Here is a 23,395-nt window from a genome sequence, read left to right on the forward strand (position 1 = left end):
TCTCGTAACATTGCCGCATGTCTTCGACCGAGTTGCCGTCCGTGCCGGCCACCAGCGTCCTGCCGGAGGTGGCGCTCGTCAGGATCGCGGAGGGCGAGCGGCTCAGGTCAGTGGGGCTGCCGGGCGTCACGCTGTCGGTCCGGTCGCGGCCGCCCGCGCGCGAGGGACTGCCGCCCGCGCTGTACGTCCACGGGCTCGGCGGCTCCTCGCTCAACTGGTCGGCGCTGATGGCCGGACTCGACGGCGTCGTCGAGAGCGAGGCGCTCGACCTTCCCGGCTTCGGCGACTCCCCGCCCCCGGACGACGGCGACTACTCCATCACGGGGCACGCGCGCGCGGTGATCCGTTATCTCGACGCGACCGGGCGCGGCCCGGTGCACCTCTTCGGCAACTCGCTCGGCGGCGCGGTCACGACGCGCGTCGCCGCCGTCCGCCCGGATCTCGTGCGGACCCTCACGCTCGTGTCACCCGCGCTCCCGGAGCTGCGCGTGCAGCGCAGCGCGGTGCCGACGGGGCTGCTCAGCGTGCCCGGCGTCGCCGGGCTGTTCACCCGGCTCACCCGGGAGTGGACCGTCGAACAGCGGGTCCAGAGCGCCATGGCGCTCTGTTACGGGGACCCCGACCAGGTGACTCCGGAGGCGTTCCAGCACGCCGTGGATGAACTGGAACGGCGGCTGCGGCTGCCGTACTTCTGGGACGCGATGGCGCGCTCCGCGCGCGGGCTGGTGAACGCGTACACCCTGGGCGGCCAGCACGGGCTGTGGCGCCAGGCCGAACGCGTCCTCGCCCCAACCCTGTTGATCTACGGCGGCCGCGACCAGCTCGTCGGTTACCGCATGGCCCAGAAGGCCGCCCGCTCCTTCCGTGACTCCCGCCTGCTGTCGTTGCCGGAGGCCGGGCACGTCGCGATGATGGAGTACCCCGACATGGTCGCCGAGCGGGTCCGGGAACTTCTGGGCGAGGTGGGGGAGTTGGACCTTGTGGACGGAACAGAGGCTTCCGCCCGAGTGGGAGATGCCGTGGGCGACGGTGACTTCGGTTCCGCCGACGGTGGTGCGGCGGCCGGAGGCGCCGGCGCCGACGCGATTACGGGGAGCTGAGGGGCGAGGTGGGACGCCACAGTCGGCGCGGGCCGGCCGCCAAGGGTGACGGCGCGGACATCAAGGGCGACGGCGCGGACATATCGACGGGGCGACGGGCACGGGGCTCCGAGACGCCTCAGCCCGGACCTCAGCCCGGACGCCAGGGCGGGACGCGGGGTGGTGAGCCGGGGTCGGTTCCCGGGCAGCGGCCGGCTTCTGCGGCGGACGGTGTGTGCGGGTACGGGGGGCGGCAGGGGCAGTTCGCCGATGGTGCGTCGGGGCCGTTCGCTGGTGGTGCGTCGGTCCCCGGTGGTGCGTCGGCTCCTGGTGGTGCGTCCGTGTCCGGTGGTGCGGCGGCTCCTGGTGGTGCGTCCGTGTCCGGTGGTGCGTCGGTGCCGGGTGGCGCGGCCGCGCAAGGGGCGCGGCAGTTTCCGGGTGGTCCTTCTGTCCCGGGTGTGCCGCGGTTTCCTGACGGCACGCCCGCGCGTGGGGTGCCTCGTTTTCCTGACGGGACGCCCGCGCGTGGGGTGCCTCGTTTTCCTGACGGGACTCCGGCCCATGGGGTCCCGCGTGTTCCCGGCGGCACTCCCGCCCACGGCGTCCCGCAGGCCCGGGGTGGTCATCCCGAGCAGCGCGAAACCGGGGGCGGCTGGGGCGAGTTCACGGGGGCGCCCGGCGTGGACGTACCGCCGCAGCGGCGGATGCCCGCGGGCGGGCCCCGGCAGGAGTACATCGACGCGTTCGACGGCGACGATGTCTTCGCGCCCCGGCCGTCGGTGGGCGCCCAGCGCACGCACGCGTACGCCCCCGGAGCGCACCCGGCCCCCGACGAGGCCCCAGCGCACGACGAGGCGCTCCCCACCGGCCCGCCCGCGCCCGCCAAGGGAGGCAAGGGGCGGGCCTTCACCGGCATCGCGGCCGCCGCCGTCACCACCGTGCTCGCGGTGATCGTGGCCGGCCAGGTCGCCGACGACCGCGACGGCGCCGACGCGCAGTCCCGGGCCGAAGCGGGCGTCGACGCCCAGGGCACCGCCGCGCGCGATGCCGTGCCATCGCTCCCGCCCGCGGCGCCGGGCGTCGTCCCGCTGACGTACGCCCAGAAAATGGGCGTGAAGTACCCGCTCGGGGCCAGACTCAAGGGCTCGGGGAAGTTCTCCACGGTGCCCGGCTCCGCCAAGGCGCCGGGCGCGGGGCGCAAGTTCACCTACCGCGTCGACGTGGAGCAGGGGCTCGGCCTGGACGGCGAGCTGTTCGCGCAGGCCGTGCAGAAGACGCTCAACGACGGGCGCAGTTGGGCCCACGGCGGTGCCCGCACCTTCGATCGCGTCTCCTCCGGGCGGCCCGACTTCGTCATCACGCTCGCCAGTCCCGGGACGACTGCGCAGTGGTGCGCCAAGTCAGGGCTCGACACGACCGAGGACAACGTCTCGTGCGACTCGGCCGCCACCGAGCGCGTGATGATCAACGCGTACCGGTGGGCTCAGGGCTCGGTGACCTACGGGGACAAGATCTACTCGTACCGGCAGATGCTGATCAACCACGAGGTCGGCCACCGGCTGGGCTACGGCCATGTCACCTGTGACAAGGACGGCGACCTGGCGCCGGTCATGCAGCAGCAGACCAAGTTCCTCGACCACGACGGGATCCACTGCCGGCCCAACGTGTGGCCCTACCCCGGGAAGTGACGGGCGTCGTTCCGGGGCGTCGGGCATGACGTTCCGTGGGTGCTTGATCTCTTAGCGCGACAAAACGCGACCCGCACGGGAAAGTTACGACCGTTCACCCCTTTTGATGGCGCGACGGACAACCGTCCGTCGCGCGGCCGCCAACTCCGCATACCTTCGTGCCGCTGCGAGCCGCCGAAGCAACGGTGGCTCCCTGGACGGGAGATCGGGGGTGTGCACGTGCGCATCGGATTGCTTACGGAGGGTGGCTATCCGTATGTGAACGGCGACGCCAGGCTCTGGTGCGACCGGCTCGTGCGCGGGCTCGGGCAGCACGAGTTCGACATCTACGCGCTCAGCCGCACCCGGCAGCAGGAGGACGAGGGCTGGGTCCCGCTCCCGGAGCAGGTCGGCCGGGTGCGTACGGCGCCGCTGTGGTGCGCGGACGACGACGGAGTCGTGCACGGACGGCGCGCACGCCGGCGCTTCGCCGAGTGCTACGGGGAGCTTGCCCGGGCGATCTGCGGCGCCCCTGAGGGGCTGGACGGGGCGGCCTCGGTCGATGGTCGGAGCCGACTCGTCGGGGCGGACGGTGCCAGCGGTGCCAGCGGTGCCAGCGGTGCCAGCGGTGCTGGCGTTGTGGGCGGTGCCGGCGCTGCCTGTGTTGCGGGCGGTCCGGGCGGTCCGGCTGATCCTCGGCGGGCCGGGGACGGTTCCGCTGATCAGAAGGACCGTTTCGCCTACGCGCTGTACGGGCTCGCGGAACTGGCCCGTGAGGAGGGCGGACTGGTCGGCGCGCTCCGCTCCGAGAGCGCCGTGCACGCCCTGGAACGAGCCTGCCGCGCGCCCGGCGCCCCGCGCACGGCGCGCACCGCCCGCGTGCCCGACCTGCTCGCCGTCGCCGCACACCTCGAACGCGCCCTGCGCCCCCTCTCTCTCGACTGGTACGAGGACGACGACCTCGGCTCGGCCGACCTGTGCCATGCGACGGCCGGCGGCACGGCGGCGCTCCCCGGCCTGCTCGCCCGCCACTTCTTCGGCGTACCGCTGCTGGTGACCGAGTACGGCCTCCAACTGCGTTCGCACTACCTGGCCTCGGGCCCCGGCACCGCCGCCCCGGCCGTACGGGCGCTGCTCGCCGCCTTCCACCGCGGACTCGCCGCCGAGGTCTACCAGCGGGCCACGCTCATCACGCCCGGCAACGCCCACGCGCGCCGCTGGCAGGAACGGTGCGGCGCCGACCGCGCCAGGATCCGCACCGTCCACCCGGGCATGGAGGCCGACCGGTTCGCGGAGGTGGGCGAGTCCCCGGACCGCGGCGACCCCGGCACGCTCGTGTGGGTCGGCCGGGTGGAGCCCGCCAAGGACCTGGTGTCCCTGCTGCACGCCTTCGCGGAGGTCCGCAAGGCCGAACCCGAGGCCCGTCTGCGGATCCTGGGCGCGGCGGCCGGCGCCGAGGGCCAGGCATATCTGGGCCACTGCAAGGCACTTGCCGCCCAGCTCTTCCCCGACGAGGCGGACGGCGCGTACGCGGTCGGCGACAACCCCGTGTCCTTCGAGGAGATCGGCGGCCCGGAGGCCCCGACCCTCGCCGACGTCTATGCCGCCGGCGCGGTGATCGTCCTGTCCAGCGTCGTCGAGGGCTTCCCGGTCAGCCTGGTCGAAGCCATGTTCTGCGGACGGGCGACGGTGTCGACGGACGTCGGCGCGGTGGTCGAGGTCATCGGCGGTACGGGCCTGGTCGTCCCCCCGCGCAATCCGCGGGCGCTCGCCGAGGCGTGCGTGGCTCTGCTCCAGGACCCCGAGCGCCGTGAGCGCCTGGGCGCCGCCGCCCGCGCCCGCGCGCTGGAGCTGTTCACCGCCGAGCAGAACCTCGCGGCATTTCACGGAATTTACCTGGAGATCGTCGCGCACAGCCCGGTGGGCCACGTCGTCCTCGACGACACCGGCGAGCCCCTCCCGTTCGGCGCCCCGCCCGAATCCCGCATCCCCGGCCACTGGAGCGACCCCGCGCCCCGCACCGATCCGGCGCGCGGCGGCCCGAGTTGGGCCTCCGACACGCCTGACACGCCCGTACGAGGCACCCGTCTGGCAGCCCCGGAGGGGGCGCGATGACCGACCTGAGCAAAATCGACCACCCCACCGCCCCGGACAGTCCCGGCGCCTGGGACGCGCACTCGGAGGCGCGGCTGGAGAGCGACGCCGGGGGAGCGCCGGGCGAGGCCGACGCCGTCCCCGAGCCGCCCCCGACGCCCGTCGGCGTCGCAGCCGATCCGGAGACGGGCAAGAGCCGCAGACCCGCGGCCCGCCGTGGCGCGGCCGATCCCGTGAAGGCCCTGATGCGCCGCCACCGCGACCTGTGCGAGGGGGCCGTCGACCCCCTGGAGATCGCCGCCGGTCTGGAGGCGCACGGCGTGACCGACCGTACGGCCGCCCGCTTCCGCCACCGCGACGTCTTCTCCCTCGCCGAGGAGATGTACGCGCGCGTCCCCCGCGACGGCGACGCGCCCCCGCCCCCCGAGACGACCCCCGCCCCCAGGGCCCGCGCCGACTGGGCCCTGCTCGCGCTCCTCCCCGGCGCCCTGAGCGCGGCGACCGTGACCGGACTGCACCTCACCCACGGCCGGACCCGCTTCCTGGTCGCCGTCACCGGCGCCCTCGCGGTCGCCCTCGGCGTACGCGCCGCACTGCGCCGAGGCCCGCTGAGCATGCCCGCCGGCACCTCCGCCTGGCGCCTGGCAGCGCGCCCGCGCGCGTGGACCCTCTGGCTCCTCGGCTATGCCGCCTTCGGCGACGGCCTGCTCGGCGCCGTCGGCGGCGGTGGTCCCGACGGCCTGCCGAACGGTACGCCGGACGGCCCCTGGCCCACCGCCCTCGCACCGCTCCTGGCCCTCGCCTTCGCCTGCGCCCCAGCCACCTGGAGCGCGCATCTCTTCGCCGCGCGGGCGCGCCGCAGGCTCGCCGCCAGCCGCGGCCTGGAGGAGTTCACCACCGCCGTACAGCCGCTGCTGCTCGGCGCGTTCGCCCTGTTCCTGTGCGCCCTCGCGGCCCTGGCCGCCGTATGCGGCGCCGTCCTCGACGAGAGCGCCGCCTATCCCCAGACCCTCTCTCTGGGCGCCCTCCTCCTGCTCGCCCGGCTGCTCGGCATCCGGCACCTCTCCCACCTCGCCTCCGTCGCCCTCGCCGCGGCAGCCGTCGCCGAGGCGGCGGCTCCGGCCCTGGTGCTCAGCGGCCGGCTTCCGGGATGCGCCTTCCTGAGCGCCCCCGTCGACACCCTGGTGGAGGCCTGGGGTCCCGGCAGCGTGCCGGCCCTCGTCTGCACGGTGGCCGCGCTGACCCTGCTGTTCCGCGCCACCCGCACCCTCACCCGGGCCTCGGCCCACGCGCCGACGGGAGATCCCCGGTGACCGGTACGCGACGTCCCTCATGCCTCCCCTGTTTCCCACACCCCCCACTTCCCGCGCGGCGAGGCCGCCCACCGGACCCGGCCCCGCGCCCGGATCCGGACCACCCCAGGCCCCGGACGCCAGGTCAAGGCACCGCAGGCCACCGCACCACCCCCTCGAAGGAGAACGCCACATGACCACCTCCCGACCCGGAGCATCCGGTGCTCCCGGCGCGCACACCCCGGGAGCCGCGCGATGAGGGTCCTGCTGATCGGAGCCAACGGCTATCTCGGGCGTTTCGTCGCCGACCGGCTGCTCGCCGACCCGGCCGTCCAGCTCACCGCGCTCGGCCGCGGCGACGACGCCGACGTGCGCTTCGACCTCGCCACCGGCAGCCCCGGCGCGCTCACCCGCTTCCTCGACGCCGTCCACCCCGGGGTCGTCGTCAACTGCGCGGGCGCCACACGCGGGGGTGCCCGCGAACTCACCCGCCACAACACCGTGGCCGTCGCCACCGTCTGCGAGGCCCTGCGCCGCAGCGGCTGCGGTGCCCGCCTGGTCCAGATCGGATGCAGCTCCGAGTACGGCCCCAGCCAGCCCGGCTCCTCCACCGCCGAGGACGCCGTGCCCCGCCCCGGCGGCCCGTACGGCGTCAGCAAGCTCGCCGCCACCGAACTGGTCCTGGGCTCGGGCCTGGACGCCGTCGTCCTGCGCGTGTTCTCGCCGGCCGGACCCGGCACCCCGGCAGGCTCCCCGCTCGGCCGGCTCGCCGAGGCCATGCGCCGCGCCATGCAGTCCGGCGACGGCGAACTCAAGCTCGGCGGTCTGGGCACCCAGCGCGACTTCATCGACGTACGCGACGTCGCGCGCGCCGTGCACGCCGCCTCTCTCTCCGCCGCGCAGGGCGTCATCAACATCGGCTCCGGCCGAGCCGTGCGCCTGCGGGACGCCGCCGCCGTGCTCGCCCGCATCGCCGGATACGGCGGCGCCCTGCACGAACTCGACGGCCCGCCCGGCCCGTTGCGGTCCTCCCTCGGCCATCTTCGCCCCGAATCCGACCACGGCCCCGTCGCGTACCCGTACCCGGACGGCTGCGGCAGCTGGCAGCAGGCCGATGTGCGCACCGCGCGCGACCGGCTCGGCTGGCGGCCGCGGATCAACCTGGAGGAATCCCTCGCCGACATCTGGATGGAGGCGGCGTGCCGCATCTGACCCGCACCAGAACAGGCACCGCGAGCACCCGCGTCCGTACCGGTTTCGGGATCCCCGGCTATGCGCACCCCCTCGTCGCCCCGGCCGAGTGGGCCGAACTCACCCGGCCCGGCACGCCGTTGCACTGGGTCGTCCTCGACGTCGCGGGCGGCCCCGGCAGCCGCCCAGACCCGCACTGCCTGGAGGCGGCCGCCCGGTTGCGCACCGCGGGCGTCCGGGTCCTCGGGCGGCTGGACGCCGCCCATGGCGCCCGCACCTTCGTGGACCTGCTTCCCGAGGCGCAGCGCTACGCCGACTGGTACCGGGTCGACGGCTTCTACCTCGACCGCTGTCCGGCCGAGCGCGGCGCGCTCCCCGACGTACGGCGCACCGTCACCACGCTCCGCGCGATCCAGCCCGAGGCCCACATCGTCCTCGGCCACGGCACTCACCCCTACGCCGGCTACGCCGAGAACGCCGACCAGCTCGTGACCTTCTCCGGTCCCTGGTCCGAGTACCGCTGGTCGCAGGTCGCCGAGTGGACCGCCGACTACCCGCCCGACCGCTTCTGCCACTTCGTCCACGGCGTACCCCGCGGCCACCTGGAGGAGGCGCTGCGGATCGCCCGCTGGCAGGGCGCGGCGACGATCTACTTCACCGACCGCACCGATCGCGGCGGACGGATGGACCCGTGGGAGACCATGCCCGGCTACTGGGACGAGATCGTCTCGCACATCGGAACGGGTGTCTCGGAATGAAGAAGGCCGTGGCAGTGTTACAGGGAGAACGACTGTAGTGATCGACCGACCATCGGAGTCCCCGTGTCGCTGCCACCCCTGGTCGAGCCAGCTTCTGAGCTCACCGTAGACGAGGTTCGCCGGTACTCCCGCCACCTGATCATCCCCGATGTCGGAATGGACGGGCAGAAGCGGCTGAAGAACGCCAAGGTGCTCTGTGTGGGCGCCGGCGGTCTGGGCTCGCCGGCGTTGATGTACCTGGCCGCGGCGGGCGTCGGCACGCTCGGCATCGTGGAGTTCGACGAGGTCGACGAATCGAACCTGCAGCGCCAGATCATCCACAGCCAGTCCGACATCGGCCGCTCCAAGGCCGAGTCCGCGCGCGACACCGTCAAGGGCATCAACCCGTACGTGGACGTGATCCTTCACGAGGAGCGGCTCGAGGCCGACAACGTGATGGACATCTTCAGCCAGTACGACCTGATCGTCGACGGCACGGACAACTTCGCGACCCGCTACCTGGTCAACGACGCGTGCGTGCTGCTGAACAAGCCGTACGTGTGGGGTTCGATCTACCGCTTCGACGGCCAGGCCTCCGTCTTCTGGTCCGAGTACGGACCCTGCTACCGCTGCCTCTACCCGGAGCCCCCGCCGCCGGGCATGGTCCCCTCCTGCGCCGAGGGCGGCGTCCTGGGCGTGCTGTGCGCGTCCATCGGCTCCATCCAGGTCAACGAGGCCATCAAGCTCCTCGCGGGTATCGGCGATCCGCTGGTCGGCCGACTGATGATCTACGACGCCCTGGAGATGCAGTACCGCCAGGTCAAGGTCCGCAAGGACCCCAACTGCGCGGTCTGCGGCGAGAACGCCACGGTCACCGAGCTCATCGACTACGAGGCCTTCTGCGGCGCCGTCTCGGAGGAGGCCCAGGCGGCCGCCGCCGACTCCACGATCACTCCCAAGCAGCTCAAGGAGTGGATCGACGACGGCGAGAACATCGAGATCATCGATGTCCGCGAGCCGAACGAGTACGAGATCGTCTCCATCCCGGGCGCCAAGCTGATCCCGAAGAACGAGTTCCTCATGGGCAACGCCCTCCAGGACCTCCCGCAGAACAAGAAGATCGTCCTGCACTGCAAGACGGGTGTCCGCAGTGCGGAAGTCCTCGCGGTCCTGAAGTCCGCGGGCTTCGCGGACGCCGTCCACGTCGGCGGCGGTGTGATCGGCTGGGTCAACCAGATCGAACCGCAGAAGCCGGTCTACTGAGCCACGGCTCGCCCTGCTTTCCTGGCGGCGGGGGCCCTGGGCACCACGGGTGCGCGGGGCCCCCGCCGTCGTCATGAGCAGACCTTGCCGTCCTTGGGGACCTTGCCCTTCAGCAGGTAGGCGTTCACCGTCGAGTCGACGCATTCGCTGCCGTTCCCGTACGCGCCGTGGCCCTCGCCCTTCCAGGTCAGTTCCACGCCCACGCCCTTGCCGAGTTCGTCCGCCATCCTGCGGGCGCCCTCGTACGGGGTCGCGGGGTCCCCGGTGTTGCCGACGAGCAGGATCGGTGCCGCGCCCGGCGCGCTGACCTCCGGGGTGTCGTACTGCCCGGCCACCGGCCAGTCGTGGCACCAGCCGGCCGCGTCCCAACCGAGAAAGTCCCCGAAGACCGGCGAGATCCCCTCGAACTCGGGCAGCCGCCGCTTCGTCTCCTCGGGAGTCGGGCGCTGCCGGACATCCAGGCACGATATGACCCGTTGCGCATGGGTCCTCGTGCCGTAGTGCCCCGAGGAGTCACGGTCGTTGTAGCGGTCGGCGAGGGACAGCAACTCTGTGCCGTCGCCCTCCCGCGCCGCCCTCAGAGCACTGGTCAGCGTCGGCCAACTGGACCGGCTGTACAGCGGCAGGACGATGCCGGTGACCGCGAGACCCTGGGTGAGCCTTCGTCCGGAGGAGGTGGGGAGGGTCCTGGCGTCGAGGCGGCGGAGCAGGCCGGCGATCTCCCGTGAGCCCTTCCTCGGGTCCTGGCCCGTGGACTTGAGGTAGTCGTCCAGGGCCCGTTGGAAGCCCCGGGCCTGGTTCTCGGCGTGGCCCCAGGTGTCGGCGGTCGGGTCGACCACCGCGTCGAGGGTCATCCGCCCCACGTTCCGGGGGAACAAGTGGGCGTAGACGCCACCGAGTTCGGTGCCGTAGGAGATGCCGAAGTAGTGCAGATTGCGGTCGCCGAGCACCTGGCGCATCAGGTCCATGTCGCGGGCTGTGTCGGTGGTCGAGACGTGTGCCATGAGTTTTTCGGCGCTCCGTGCGCAGCCCCGGGCGAAGTCGGTGGCGTCCCTCAGGTACGCCTTCTCCTCGGCCGGCGTGTCCGGCGTCGCGTCCACGCGCTCGGCGGCCCGGATGGCCCGGTCGCCGCGACAGCGGACGCCTCCGCTCGCTCCGACTCCGCGCGGATCCCAGCTCACCAGGTCGTAGCGCTCATGCAACGCCGGGACGCTGGTGGCGTAGTACGGCATCGCCGACAGGCCGGAGCCGCCGGGGCCGCCGAAGTTGAACAGCAGCGAGCCGATGCGGTCGTGGCCCGTGGCACGCGACCGGATCAGTGCGAGGCCGATGGTCGTGCCGTCCGGCTTCGCCCAGTCCAGGGGGACCTTGAGCGTCGCGCACCGCCAGGCGTCGCTCGGTGTGGCGGAGTCGGCGGTGGCCTTGCACCGGCCCCACTCCAGCTTCTGCGATGTGAGCGAGGAAGGCAGCGCGGCGGTCGTCGGCGACCCCGATCCGGACCCCGGCCCCGAGGGCGGGCCGGTCGGATTCTTCTCCCCGTCCCCGCCCGACGGTCCCCCGCCGCACCCGGCCACCAGCACCGCCGCGACGAGCGCGGCCGCCCACCGTACGAAACGCATCATGCGCACCCCCCTCACGAGCCCGCCGCGCCTTCGCCGCGGTGAGCAGTCAGGCCATCGTAGGCCGATCGAGCCGAGCCCGCGGCAGCCTGTGGATAACGCTCTGACCTGCTGTTTTCTCGGGAAATCGGCGATGGCTCACGAACAGACCTTCCCGGTCGCCGGCACCTTCCCGTCCAGCAGATAGCCGTCCACGGCCCCCTGCACGCACTTGTTCTTGCTGTCGTACGCCCCGTGCCCCTGCCCCTTGTACGTCAGCTCGACGCCAACCCCCTTGCCGAGCGCCTCCACCATCCTGCGCGCCCCCTCGTACGGGGTCGCCGGGTCGCCGGTGTTGCCCACCACGAGGATCGGCGCCGACCCGGGTGCGCTCACGTCGGGATGGTCGGCGGCCCCGGGCACCGCCCAGTCGGTGCAGCTGACCAGGCCCCAGGCGAGGTAGTCCCCGAACAGCGGGGAGGCGGCGCGGAACTGGGGCAGCTTCTGCTCGACGTCGTTGGTCGTGTACCGGGGCTTCTCGTCCGCGCAGTTGATCGCCACGTTGGCCGCGGTGATGTTGCTGTACTCGCCGTCCTCGTTGCGTCCGTTCATCGAGTCCGACAGCAGCATCAGGATCTTTCCGTTGCCCTCGTAGGCCTCCTGGAGGCCCTCGGTGAGGTACTCCCAGAAGTCCTTGGAGTACAGGGACTGCGCGATGCCGTTCGTTGCGGCGGTCTGGGTCAGCTCGCGCGGGAAGACGCCGGGGATCGGCTTCTTCTCCAGGTCCTTGAGCAGCTTGGCGATGCGGTCCTTGACGTCCTGCGCGGTGTCGCCGATCGGGCAGTCGGTGACCTGGGACGTGCAGTCCTCGGCGAAGTTGTCGAGGGCGAGCTGGAAGCCCCTGGCCTGGCCGAGCGAGCCCTGCTCGGGGTTCTGCGTGGGGTCGACGACCGCGTCGAACACGGCCCGGCCCACGTGCTTGGGGAACAAGTGGGCGTACACGCCGCCCAGTTCGGTGCCGTAGGAGATGCCGAAGTAGTGCAGTTTGCGGTCGCCGAGGACCTGGCGCATCAGGTCCATGTCGCGTGCCGTGTCCGTGGTGCGCACATGCGGCAGTATCTTGGGGGAGTTCTTCTCACAGGCCCCGTTGAACTTCTCGGTGCGGTCGACCAGTTGTCGGACCTCGGTGTTGTCGTCCGGCATCGCGTCCTGCTGGAAGAACTCGTCGAGCTGGGCGTTGTCCTCGCACTCGACGGGCGCACTGCGGCCGACCCCGCGCGGGTCGAAGCTGACCAGGTCGTAGCGGGTGCGCAGTTTCGTGTAGTCCTGGCCGAAGGCGGGCAGTGTGGAGACGCCGCTGCCCCCTGGGCCGCCGAAGTTGAAGATGAGCGAGCCGATCCGCCGATCCGGGTCGCCGCTCGCCTTGGCCCGGATCAGCGCGATCCCGATCGTGGCGCCGTGCGGCTTGCTCCAGTCGAGGGGCGTCTTCATGGTGGCGCACTGCCAGGGGACGCCGCCGGGCAGCGGTGACGGGGACTCGCCGCCGCCCTCCGCCTCGGAAGGGGCCGGGCAGTCCTTCCAGTCCAGTTCCTGGGTCCTGAGATCCCCGTCCTCGGAGCCGTTGCTGCAGCTCACCAGCAGGGAGGGCAGCAGCAGAGCGGCGGTCAGGGCGACACGGATCCGGGAGGGGGTCAGCATGATCCCATCCTGGGTCCGTGTGCCACGGGGCGCTCGGGGCGCGGGCCGTACGAGGTACGGCCAGGAGGTACGACTCCTGCGCGGCCGCCCGCGCGCGGACGGCTGCCCCCGGGCCGATCGCGCCTACAGGGCTCCCTTGCGCGTGAGGTGGTTGAACGCGAGCCAGCCCGGCAGTACCGGCAGCCACAGGGTCAGCAGCCGGTAGAGCAGGACGGCCGGTGCGGCGACCTCCTTGGGGAGGCCGACGGCGATGAGACCGACCGTCAGGGTCGCCTCCACGGCGCCGACGCCGCCCGGCGTGGGCGCCGCCGACCCGAGCGCGTTGCCCGCGAGGAAGACGACCGCCACGCTGGCGATGCTGAGCGACGTCGTCTGGTCGCCGAACGCGCGGATCGAGGCGTCCAGGCACATCACGAAGCAGCCGGTCAGCAACAGCATGCCGCCGATCCCGGTGATCAGCTTCTGCGGCCGCTGGAGCACGTCGAGCATGCGCGGCACGACACCGGCGAACAGCGACCTAACGCGCGTGGAGATGAACTTCCGCAGGAACGGCACCGAGGTCACCACGAGCACGAGCACCGCCACCGTCAGCAGCCCCGCGATGACCGTCCGGGACGGCGACAGCGACGGCGTCTTCTCGGTGCCGGTCAGATAGCCGAAGGCCAGCAGCATCAGGATGTGGCAGCCGAGCCCGAACAACTGCGAGGCGCCGACACTCGCCACGGCGAGGCCGGGGCGCACGCCCGCGCGCTGGAGGAAGCGCGTGTTCAGGGCGACACCGCCGACCGCGGCCGGCGCGACGATCTTCACGAACGACCCGGCGACCTGTGCCGCCACGGTCCGCAGGAACGGAACCCGCTCGGGTACGAAGCCCAGGAGGGCCATCGCCGCGGCCACGTAGCTGAGCGCCGAGAACGCCACCGCCGCGGCGACCCAGCCCCACTGAGCGTTGGCGATCAGGGGGCCGAACCGGATGTGCGTGAGCTGCGTCAGCAGGAAGTACGCGCCGATGGCGCCGGCGATGAAGCTGATCAGCGTGCGCGGCCGCACCCGCTCCAGACGGGCCGGCTCCACGGGCGCCTGCGGCCTGATGCGCAGCACCTGGTGCCGGATCTGCGTGAGGAGATCCTCCTCGCGGGCCTCCTCCAGCGCCTCGTCGATGGCCCGCTTCTCGGCCCGCTGCTCGGCGCGCACCGTCTTCTTGTCGGGATTCTCCAGGGCCGGTCTGGTGTCCTCCGAGGCCTCCGCCAGGCGGGCCTCCTTGGCCTGACGGGACGCCTCGAGCACCGCCTCGCGCTCGCGCTGGGCCCGCTCCCGGGCCAGTTTGCGCAGCGTCGCGCGCGTGGAGCGGGTCAGGGCGATCGGCTGGAGCATCGGCAGGCAGTCGGCCACAGCGTCGGGGCCGAGGACGCCGACGGCCGAGGCCACCGTGCGTTCAGCGCCCACCCTGAGCCCCAGGGTGGTGACCATCTGCGCGATGTCCATGCGCAGCAGCAGGTCACCGGCCGCGATCTCGCCGCCGCGCAGATCGGTGAGGATCACGCTGCCGGAACGATCCACCAGAATCGCGTCACCCGCCAGCCTCCGGTGCGCGATGCGGCGGGCCTGGAGCGCCTGCACCTGATGCCAGGCATTGCGCAGCAGGTCGTCGGTGATCTCCTCGTCGGCCAGCGAGTCGAGCGTGCGCCCGCCGGTGTGCTCGTAGACCAGCATCACCGCGTCCGGGCCCAGCTCGGAGGTGGCGATCAGCTGGGGGGTGTTGGCGCCGGCCGCGGTGGCCGCGTACGCCAGCAGCGCCTCCTGCTCCAGCGCCTGGCGCAGGGACTGGAAGCTGCTGCGGGTGGCGAAGCCGCGCAGGGTCAGGTTGCGCCACACGCGGTAGAAGAAGCCCTGGGCCTGCTGCTCCCGGTCGACGACGGTGACGTCGAGGGGCGGGCCGTCCTCCAGGGTGACGAAGTAGCGCCGGCCGCGGTCGCCGTTCTCGCTGTCCGGGACCTCCTGGCGGGCGGCGGTCACGGGATGGAAGCCGACGTGCCGCAGCCCCGCGAGCAGGGTCTGCCCCGTCGGACGGACGTTGGGCGAGCCGACCGCGTACAGCGTCCCGTAGGCCACGGTCCAGCCGATGAGCACCGTCAGGATGATCGAGAACGGTGTCGTGTAGCCGGTGACCAGCATGGAGAACGCGTCGAGCAGCAGCACGATCCACAACACCGCGCGCCAGCGAGGTCTGCGGGACATGCCGACGGCTGTCATGTATGCGATGACAGGGGCGAGATAGCCGTGCACCGGGTCCGTCAGCGCGTGGACGTCGCCGGGATAGGGCTGGGTGAGCGCCTCCTGGATCGAGTGCGGGGCTGCCCGGGCGACCCATAGGTCGGTGGCCAGCGTCACGCCGTGGGCAAGGACCGCGGCGAGCACACCGTCGGCGATGCGCAGCCCGTCCCGTTTGATCAGCCGCTCGATCGCGAACGCCACGGGCACCAGCAGGATCGCGATGCTCGACGCGAGCCCCGCGATCTTGATGAGCAGGTCGGGCGCCTGACCGGTGCCCTTGTTGATGTCCTGCTCGAGGCCCGAGGTCGTGCCATGGGCGAACGCGGCGATCGCGAGCAGGACGACGATGCCTAGCACGCCCACCACGAACCGCATGAGGTCGGACGGACGGTGCACGCGCGCGGGGAGCAGCGGTTCGTCGCCCTCGACCTCGCCCGTGCGGCCGTCGTCGGGGACGCGCGCCTTCTTGTCGGCGTCGTCGTCGCCCGCGTCGGCCGGATTCCGGCGCGCCGCAGCGTCAGACGTGCCCTCCGCGCCTTCGGGAGGCACGCCCTGCTGCTTCATGGTCTCTTCTTGATCTCGTATCACCAGTCACCGCCCGCACGATGGTGGCATGCCCCGGCGACACACGGGGGCATCAGGGTGCAAATGCGGGGGCGCACAGTCTGCCGCAAACACCGCCGAAGGGCGACGGTGCGAGGGCCCGGGGCCGCCGCACGTTGTCGGTGGGGTCGGGCAGGATGGGAGGAATGAGCGAGCGGAGCTTTCCGGAGGACACCCACGCGGGGCACGGGGACGCGCTGCCCGAGTACGCCGAGCGGGTCCTCGACGTCGCCGAGCGGATTCCGCCGGGACGGGTCATGACGTACGGGGACGTCGCCGAGTGGCTGGAGGAGGGTGGCCCCCGGCAGGTCGGCCGTGTGATGGCCCTCTACGGGAGCGCCGTCCCGTGGTGGCGCGTGGTGCGCGCCGACGGGGTCCTGCTGCCCGGCGAGGAACTGCGGGCCCTCGGCCACTACCGCCAGGAGGGCACCCCGCTGAAGCAGGCGAGCCGGGCCGCCGAGGGCCACATGCCGCGGCTCGACATGAGACGGGCCCGGTGGGACGGCGGCGCGAGTGCGGAGGGTCACACCTGACAGCTTCCGCCATGGGAGGCCTCTTGGGGGAGCCTGTGGCTGTACGAGGGACACCAGGGACGCGTGTGACATGCCGTACGTTGACAAGCGTGGGACACGCGGGACGGGTGTGCTGCGAGGGCCACGAGGGATGAGGCAGAAGCGCCGCTTCCGTCCCCGTCACCGGCGTAGCGTCGTCGGCTGGGCGCGTCCCTCTCATCCCGCGGTCACTGCCCTCCGCGCGCGGCTGCCCGCCCACCAGTACGACCACCAGGACCGGCGAACCACGTGAGCTCCTCTTCTTCCACCAGCCGTCTGCCGCACCCCCCGGTGCGGCAGACGGCTGGTGGTGCCTACCGACTGGTGCGTACCCCTCCGGCGGTGCCGGACCCCCCTCGTCTGGACGCCGCCCAGCGCGCGGTGGTTGACCACCGGACCGGACCGCTGCTCGTCCTCGCCGGCCCCGGTACCGGCAAGACCACCACGCTCGTCGAGTCCGTGGCCGCGCGGATCGCGCGCGGCGCCGATCCCGAGCGGATCCTGGTGCTCACCTTCAGCCGCAAGGCTGCCGTCGACCTCCGTGACCGCATGGCCCGGCGCGTGGGCGCGGCACGCGCGCCCCGGGCGACCACCTTCCACTCGTACTGCTACGCCCTGGTCCGCGCCCACCAGGACAGCGACCGGTTCGCTGACCCGGTGCGCCTGCTCTCCGGTCCGGAGCAGGACGTGGCCGTCCGCGAGCTGCTCGCCGGTCAGCGGGACCTGGAGCAGCTCGGCCTCAAGCACGTGCGCTGGCCGGACGAGCTGCGTGCCTGCCTGACCACCCGCGGCTTCGCCGACGAGGTCCGCGCGGTCCTCGCGCGCAGCCGGGAGCTGGGGCTCGGCCCTGACGCCCTGGACGCGTTCGCGCGCCGCATCGGCCGCCCCGACTGGCGGGCCGCGGCCGCGTTCCTCGCCGAGTACCTCGACGTCCTCGACCTCCAGGGCGTGCTCGACTACGCGGAACTCGTCCACCGCGCGGTGCTGCTGACCCGCGACCCCGAGGCCGCCGACCGGCTCGCCACTCAGTACGACGCCGTGTACGTCGACGAGTACCAGGACACCGATCCCGCCCAGGTACGCCTGCTGTACGCCCTCGCGGGCGGCGGCCGCACCCTGGTCGCCTTCGGTGACCCCGACCAGTCGATCTACGCGTTCCGGGGCGCCGACGTGGGCGGCATCCTGGACTTCCCCGAGGCCTTCCCGCGCGCGGACGGTCGTCCGGCGCCCGTCGAGGTCCTGCGGTCCTCCCGCCGTTCCTCGGCCGGCCTGCTCGCCGCGACCCGGCTGCTGACCACGCGCATGCCGCTCACCCGTCTCCCCGCCGAGAAGGTGCGCGCCCACCGCGACCTCGCTCCCGCGCGCGAGGGCGGCCGCGTCGAGGTCTACACGTATCCGACGCCCGGCACGGAGCTGGACAACATCGCCGACATCCTCCGCAGGGCACATCTGGAGGACGGCGTCCCCTGGGGCGAGATGGCCGTCCTGGTACGCGCCGGCTCCCGCACCATCCCCGCCGTCCGCCGCGCCCTCACGGCGGCGGGCGTCCCGCTGGACATCGACGGCGACGACCTGCCCCTGCGCCACGAGCCGGCGGTGGCCCCGCTGCTGACCGCGCTCAAGGCCGTCGCGACGGCTGAGGCGACGCGGGCTTCCGAAGCGGTCGTACGGAGGGAGGACGAGACGGCCTCCTCTGAGGAGTACGCGGAGACCTCTGAGGAGCACGCGGAAACCTCTGAGGAGGGGGCGGAGGCCTCCGAGGAGGAAGCGGAGACACCTGAGGAGGTCGCGGAGGAGCCCTCCGTCGAGACTTCCTGGCTCGACACCGAGACCGCCCTCACTCTGCTCACCTCCCCGCTCGCCGGCATGGACGCCGCCGATCTGCGCCGGCTCGGCCGGGCCCTGCGCGAGGAGGAGCGGGCGGCCGGCAACCCGCTGCCGCCGCCCTCGGACGAGCTGCTCGCGCGGGCGCTCGCCGAGCCCGAGCGCCTTGTCGCGCACGATCCGGCGTACGCCCGGGGCGCCCAGCGCCTCGGCGCGCTGCTCAGGAAGGCCAGAGAGCGCCTCGCGGGCGGCGGCACGGCCGAGGAGGCGCTCTGGGACCTGTGGGCGGGCACGCCCTGGCCCGGACGCCTGGAGCGGGCCGCCCGGCGCGGCGGCGCGGCCGGCCGCAACGCCGACCGCGACCTGGACGCCATGTGCGCCCTGTTCGCGACGTCCGCGCGCGCGGAGGAGCGCACCGGAGGCCTGGGCGCCCTCAACTTCCTGGAGCAGATCGAGGCCGAGGACATCGCCGCCGACACGCTCACCCGGCGTGCCGTACGGCCCGACGCCGTGCGCCTGATGACCGCGCACCGCTCCAAGGGCCTGGAGTGGCGCGTGGTCGTCGTCGCCGGGGTTCAAGAGGGCCTGTGGCCTGACCTGCGCCGCCGCGGCTCGCTGCTGGAGGCCGACCGCATCGGCCGCGACGGACTCGCCGAACCCCTCACGCCCGGGGCACTGCTCGCCGAGGAGCGCCGCCTGTTCTACGTGGCCGCCACCCGCGCGCGGGAGCGGCTCGTCGTCACCGCGGTGAAGGCACCCTCCGACGACGGGGACCGCCCCTCCCGCTTCCTCACCGAGCTCGGTGTCGAACCCCAGGACGTCACGGGCCGCCCCCGCCGCCCGCTGTCCGTGGCCGCACTGGTCGCCGAACTGCGCGCCACGACGGTCGACCCGCGCGCGTCCGACGCCCTGCGCGAGGCGGCCGGCCGCCGCCTTGCCCGGCTCGCCGCGCTCACCGACGAGGACGGCCGCGCCCTCGTACCGTCCGCGCACCCCGACCGCTGGTGGGGCATGCACGAGCCGACCGAGAGCAAGGTGCCGCTGCGCAACCGCGACCAGCCCGTCGTGCTTTCCGGCAGCGCCCTCGACCAGCTCGCCAACACCTGCGCCCTGCAGTGGTTCCTCGGCCGCGAGGTGAAGGCCGACGCCCCCGCCACCGCCGCCCAGGGCTTCGGCAACGTCGTGCACGTCCTCGCCGACGAGGTCGCCTCCGGGCGTACGCCCGCCGATCTCGACGTCCTCATGGAGCGCCTGGACTCGGTGTGGAACGCGCTCGCCTTCGACGCGCCCTGGAAGTCGGCGCAGGAGAAGGAGCACGCGCGCGTGGCGCTCGAACGCTTCCTGACGTGGCACGTCGACTCAGGCGGCGCGCGGACGGGGCGTACGCCGGTGGCGAGCGAGCACGACTTCGACGTCACACTCGGAGCCGGTGACTTCGAGGTGCGCATCCGCGGCCAGATGGACCGCGTGGAGGCGGACGGCGAGGGCCGCGCGTACGTCGTCGACTTCAAGACCGGCAAGCACGCGCCCACCGCGCGCGAGGTGGAGCGGCACCCGCAGCTCGCCGTCTACCAGCTCGCCGTCCGCGAGGGTGCCGTCGACGACGCCTTCGACGGCACCCGTCCCGAGCCGGGCGGCGCCGAACTGGTCCATCTCCGGCAGGGGGCCGCCAAGCGGGACGGCGGCGAGAGCCGGCCCAAGGTGCAGGCACAGGAGCCGCTGGAGGGCGAGTGGGTCGGCGAGCTGCTGGCCACCGCCGCGGGCAAGGTCCTCGACGAGCGGTTCGCGCCGCAGACCGGCCAGCACTGCACGCACTGCGCGTTCCGCGCGTCGTGCAGCGCCCGGTCCGAGGGGCGGCACGTGGTCGAGTGACCCGCGTGAGCGCCCGGCCCCGAGACCGGCGTGACGCATGACACCACCCGCGCTGAGCTGCGCCGATCGCTGGTACGACGGTCGCCGCGACGCCCGCTGTCAGTGCCCGCCGCTAGCCTCTCCGACATGCCCGCCCGTATCACCGACCCCGAGCAGCTCAAAGAGCTCCTCGGTATCCCGTTCACCCCGGAGCAGACGGCCTGCATCACCGCGCCGCCCGCCCCGCAGGTGATCGTGGCCGGAGCCGGGTCGGGCAAGACCACGGTGATGGCGGCCCGCGTGGTGTGGCTGGTCGGCACCGGACAGGTGGCCCCCGAGCAGGTCCTCGGCCTGACCTTCACCAACAAGGCCGCCGGTGAACTCGCCGAACGCGTCCGCAAGGCACTCGTCAAGGCCGGCGTCACGGATCCCGACATCATCCACCCGGACAACCCGCCGGGCGAGCCGGTGATCTCCACGTACCACGCCTTCGCGGGCCGCCTCCTGACCGACCACGGCCTGCGCCTCGGGCTGGAGCCGACCTCCCGGCTGCTCGCCGACGCCACCCGCTACCAGCTCGCCGCGCGCGTGCTGCGCGAGGCACCCGGCCCCTACCCGGCGCTCACCCGCTCTTTCGCCGACCTCGTCAGCGACCTCCTGGCCCTCGACTCCGAGCTGGCCGAACACCTCGTACGCCCCGAGGACCTGCGCGCGTGGGACGCGGATCTGCTGCGCACCCTGGAGGGCGCCAAGCTCTCCAACGCCGACCTGCGAAAGATCCCCGAGACCGCGGCCGCGCGCCGGGAACTCGCCGGGCTGGTGCTGCGCTACCGGGCCGCCAAACGCGAACGCGACCTGCTCGACTTCGGCGACCAGATCGCCCTGTCCGCGGCGCTCGCCGACATCCCCGAGGTGGGCCGGGTGCTGCGCGACGAGTTCCGCGTGGTGCTCCTCGACGAGTACCAGGACACCTCGGTGGCCCAGCGCGTCCTGCTGTCGGGCCTGTTCGGCGGTGGCACCGGCCACCCGGTGACCGCCGTGGGCGACCCCTGCCAGGCCATCTACGGATGGCGCGGCGCCTCCGTCGCCAACCTCGACGACTTCCCCGAGCACTTCGCCCGCGCCGACGGACGGTCCGCCACCCGCCAGGCGCTCAGCGAGAACCGCCGCAGCGGCGGCCGTCTCCTCGACCTCGCCAACGGCCTCGCCGAGCCCCTGCGCGCCATGCACGCGGGCGTGGAGGCACTCCGTCCGGCCCCCGGCGCCGAACGCGACGGGACGGTCCGCTGCGCCCTCCTGCGCACCCATGCCGAGGAGATCGCGTGGATCGCCGACTCGATCGCCCACCTCGTCCGCACCGGCACGCCGCCCGGCGAGATCGCCGTGCTGTGCCGTACGGCGACCGACTTCGCGGAGATCCAGGGCGCGCTCGTCGCCCGGGACGTCGCCGTCGAGGTGGTCGGCCTGTCCGGGCTGCTGCACCTGCCCGAGGTCGCCGACCTCGTCGCCGTCTGCGAGGTCCTCCAGGATCCGGGGGCCAACGCCTCCCTGGTCCGCCTGCTGACCGGACCGCGCTGGCGCATCGGCCCCCGCGATCTCGCCCTGCTGGGACGGCGCGCCCGCCGACTCGTGGCCCACGCGCGCGTGGACGCCGACGACGACCCCGGCCGCCGGCTCGCCGAGGCCGTCGAGGGGACCGACCCCTCCGAGGTGATCTCGCTCGCCGACGCCCTCGACACGTTCCTGGAGTCGCCGATGGACGGCGAGGGGGACGACGACGGGCTGCCCTTCTCCCCGGACGCGCGCGTGCGCTTCGCGCGCCTGGCGACCGAACTGCGCGAGCTGCGCCGCTCCCTGTCCGACCCGCTGATGGACGTCCTGCACCGCGTCCTCGCCGTCACCGGCCTGGAGGTGGAGCTGTCGGCGTCCCCGCACGCGCTCGCCGCCCGCCGCCGCGAGACCCTGTCCAACTTCCTTGACGTCGCCGCCTCCTTCGCCGCGAGCGACAACGAGGCCACCCTGCTGGCCTTCCTCGGGTTCCTGCGCACCGCCGCCCAGTACGAGAAGGGCCTCGACAACGCGCTCCCGGGCGGCGAGAACACCGTCAAGGTGCTCACCGCCCACAAGTCCAAGGGTCTGGAATGGGACGTCGTCGTCGTCCCCGGTCTGGTCAACGGCACCTTCCCCAGCGCCCAGGGCCGCGAGAAGTGGACCGCCCAGGCCAAGGTGCTGCCGCACGTCCTGCGGGGCGATGCCGACACCCTCCCCGACATCGAGGGCTGGGACTCCCGGGGCATGAAGGCCTTCCACGAGGCCATGAAGGAGCACCAGCACACCGAGGAACTCCGCCTCGGCTACGTCACCTTCACCCGCCCCCGCTCCCTGCTCCTCGGCTCCGGTCACTGGTGGGGCCCCGCCCAGAAGAAGCCGCGCGGACCGTCCGACTTCCTCCAGGCCCTGCACGACCACTGCGCCGCCGGGTACGGCGAGATCGAGGCCTGGGCGGACGAGCCGGAGGAGGGCGAGGAGAACCCCGCCCTGCACGAGGCGACCGCCGACCAGGCATGGCCGCTGCCCCTGGACGCGACCGCCCTGGCCCGCCGCCACGCGGCCGCCGCCACGGTCCTCGCCCACCTGGAGAACCTCGCCTCCGAGGCCTACGGCCACCCCGCGCCCACCCGCGCCCCGGCGGCCTACGACGACCCGGACTGGCCGCCGCCCCCGGAGGAAGAGCCGCTCCACGACGAGCCCCCCTACGACGAGCTCCCGTACGACGAAGAGGGCGCGTACGGCGACGAGTTCCCGGGCGCCGAGGACCACGACGACCCGGCCCACTGGGACGCCTGGAGCACCGCCCGCCCGACCGTCCCGCACCAGTCGACCGCCCCCACCGTCGAGGGGGACACCCGGCCCCGCGCCACCGAGCCCGAGCCCCTCACGCCCGAGGAGGCCCGCGCCATCGCGTCCTGGGACCGCGACCTCGACGCGCTCACCGGCGAACTCCTGCGCGCCCGCCGGAGCGTCACGGACGTACCCCTGCCCGCCACGCTCACCGCGACCCAGCTGCTGCTCCTGGCCGAGGACCCGGACGGACTCGCGCAGGAGCTCGCGCGCCCCATGCCGCGCCCCCCGCAACCGGCCGCGCGCCGGGGCACCCGCTTCCACGCCTGGGTGGAGGCCCGATTCGAGGAGCTGACGCTGCCCATGCTGGAGCCGGACGAGCTCCCCGGCGGCGACGCCGAGATCGCCGACGAACGCGACCTCGAAGCCCTCAAGGAGGCGTTCGAGCGCACCGAGTACGCGCAGCGCACGCCCTACCGCGTCGAGGCCCCGTTCCAGTTCACGCTCGCCGGCCGCGTCGTCCGGGGCCGCATCGACGCCGTGTACAAGGTGGGCGACGGCGACGAGGCGACGTACGAGATCGTCGACTGGAAGACCAGCCGCACGCGCAGCGCCGACCCGCTCCAGCTCGCGGTGTACCGGCTGGCCTGGGCCGAGCAGCAGGGCGTGCCACCCGAGTCCGTCACGGCCGCCTTCCTGTACGTGCGCACCGGCGAGGTCGTACGGCCCGAGGGCCTGCCGGACCGGGCCACGATCGAGCGGCTGCTCACCGGGGAACCGGGATGTGACGTACCGCCCAATCAGGATGTCGCCGCGGGCCGATAGGCTCGTG

The 23,395-nt window shown here is 73.2% G+C and carries 13 protein-coding genes; 10 read left to right on the forward strand and 3 right to left on the reverse strand.

All coding sequences use genetic code 11. From position 1 onward, the window contains the following. Positions 1–17 precede the first annotated feature (17 nt). From QFZ74_RS20910 to moeZ, 7 genes are all read left to right on the forward strand, one after another. Positions 18–1,100, forward strand: coding sequence for an alpha/beta fold hydrolase (locus QFZ74_RS20910; protein WP_307622325.1), 1,083 nt, complete (start codon positions 18–20; stop codon positions 1,098–1,100). Positions 1,101–1,537: 437 nt separating this feature from the next. After that, a complete protein-coding gene (locus QFZ74_RS20915; protein WP_373462422.1) occupies positions 1,538–2,767 on the forward strand; it encodes a DUF3152 domain-containing protein in 1,230 nt (409 codons plus the stop codon). A 258-nt stretch (positions 2,768–3,025) separates the two neighbouring features. Then, positions 3,026–4,861 carry a glycosyltransferase gene (locus QFZ74_RS20920; protein WP_373462423.1) on the forward strand — a complete coding sequence of 612 codons (1,836 nt, stop codon included), beginning with the start codon at positions 3,026–3,028 and terminating at the stop codon, positions 4,859–4,861. After that, positions 4,858–6,153, forward strand: coding sequence for a hypothetical protein (locus QFZ74_RS20925; RefSeq protein ID WP_307622328.1), 1,296 nt, complete (start codon positions 4,858–4,860; stop codon positions 6,151–6,153). The genes QFZ74_RS20920 and QFZ74_RS20925 overlap by 4 nt, the downstream gene beginning before the upstream one ends. A 234-nt stretch (positions 6,154–6,387) precedes the next feature. Further along, a complete protein-coding gene (locus QFZ74_RS20930) occupies positions 6,388–7,344 on the forward strand; it encodes an NAD(P)-dependent oxidoreductase (RefSeq protein WP_307622329.1) in 957 nt (318 codons plus the stop codon). After that, entirely contained in the window at positions 7,332–8,081 is a 750-nt protein-coding gene (locus tag QFZ74_RS20935; protein ID WP_307622330.1) for a spherulation-specific family 4 protein, read from the forward strand. The genes QFZ74_RS20930 and QFZ74_RS20935 overlap by 13 nt, the downstream gene beginning before the upstream one ends. 63 nt (positions 8,082–8,144) lie before the next feature. Continuing rightward, complete coding sequence (moeZ, locus tag QFZ74_RS20940) at positions 8,145–9,323, forward strand: adenylyltransferase/sulfurtransferase MoeZ (protein ID WP_307622331.1); 1,179 nt, start codon at positions 8,145–8,147, stop codon at positions 9,321–9,323. 71 nt (positions 9,324–9,394) lie between these two features. Here the strand turns inward: moeZ and QFZ74_RS20945 are convergent, their stop codons facing one another. The 3 genes from QFZ74_RS20945 to QFZ74_RS20955 all read right to left on the reverse strand — a co-directional run bounded on the left by QFZ74_RS20945 (position 9,395) and on the right by QFZ74_RS20955 (position 15,457). Beyond that, positions 9,395–10,945: an alpha/beta hydrolase gene (locus QFZ74_RS20945; RefSeq protein ID WP_307622332.1), complete on the reverse strand. Its 1,551-nt coding sequence runs from the start codon at positions 10,943–10,945 to the stop codon at positions 9,395–9,397. A gap of 135 nt (positions 10,946–11,080) precedes the next feature. Further along, positions 11,081–12,619, reverse strand: a complete 1,539-nt coding sequence (locus QFZ74_RS20950) for an alpha/beta hydrolase (RefSeq protein WP_307622333.1) — start codon at positions 12,617–12,619, stop codon at positions 11,081–11,083. Between the two features lie 123 nt (positions 12,620–12,742). Continuing rightward, positions 12,743–15,457 carry a lysylphosphatidylglycerol synthase domain-containing protein gene (locus QFZ74_RS20955; RefSeq protein WP_307622334.1) on the reverse strand — a complete coding sequence of 905 codons (2,715 nt, stop codon included), beginning with the start codon at positions 15,455–15,457 and terminating at the stop codon, positions 12,743–12,745. Between the two features lie 185 nt (positions 15,458–15,642). Here QFZ74_RS20955 and QFZ74_RS20960 point away from each other — a divergent pair, with 185 nt between their 5' ends. The 3 genes from QFZ74_RS20960 (at position 15,643) to QFZ74_RS20970 (ending at position 23,388) form a co-directional block, all read left to right on the forward strand. Beyond that, positions 15,643–16,029, forward strand: coding sequence for an MGMT family protein (locus QFZ74_RS20960; RefSeq protein WP_307622335.1), 387 nt, complete (start codon positions 15,643–15,645; stop codon positions 16,027–16,029). A 267-nt stretch (positions 16,030–16,296) separates the two neighbouring features. Then, positions 16,297–19,743, forward strand: a complete 3,447-nt coding sequence (locus tag QFZ74_RS20965; RefSeq protein WP_307622336.1) for an ATP-dependent DNA helicase — start codon at positions 16,297–16,299, stop codon at positions 19,741–19,743. Positions 19,744–19,869: 126 nt separating this feature from the next. Beyond that, positions 19,870–23,388 carry an ATP-dependent DNA helicase gene (locus QFZ74_RS20970; protein ID WP_307622337.1) on the forward strand — a complete coding sequence of 1,173 codons (3,519 nt, stop codon included), beginning with the start codon at positions 19,870–19,872 and terminating at the stop codon, positions 23,386–23,388. Positions 23,389–23,395: the final 7 nt, after the last annotated feature.

This window comes from Streptomyces sp. V3I7 (assembly GCF_030817495.1).
GTDB lineage: Bacteria > Actinomycetota > Actinomycetes > Streptomycetales > Streptomycetaceae > Streptomyces.

Coding starts and splice junctions, on each gene's coding strand:
- QFZ74_RS20910 (WP_307622325.1), top strand. CDS start 18: ATGTCTTCGACCGAGTTGCCGTCCGTGCCGGCCACCAGCGTCCTGCCG.
- QFZ74_RS20925 (WP_307622328.1), top strand. CDS start 4,858: ATGACCGACCTGAGCAAAATCGACCACCCCACCGCCCCGGACAGTCCC.
- QFZ74_RS20930 (WP_307622329.1), top strand. CDS start 6,388: ATGAGGGTCCTGCTGATCGGAGCCAACGGCTATCTCGGGCGTTTCGTC.
- QFZ74_RS20945 (WP_307622332.1), bottom strand. CDS start 10,945: ATGATGCGTTTCGTACGGTGGGCGGCCGCGCTCGTCGCGGCGGTGCTG.
- QFZ74_RS20950 (WP_307622333.1), bottom strand. CDS start 12,619: ATGCTGACCCCCTCCCGGATCCGTGTCGCCCTGACCGCCGCTCTGCTG.
- QFZ74_RS20955 (WP_307622334.1), bottom strand. CDS start 15,457: ATGAAGCAGCAGGGCGTGCCTCCCGAAGGCGCGGAGGGCACGTCTGAC.
- QFZ74_RS20960 (WP_307622335.1), top strand. CDS start 15,643: ATGAGCGAGCGGAGCTTTCCGGAGGACACCCACGCGGGGCACGGGGAC.
- QFZ74_RS20970 (WP_307622337.1), top strand. CDS start 19,870: ATGCCCGCCCGTATCACCGACCCCGAGCAGCTCAAAGAGCTCCTCGGT.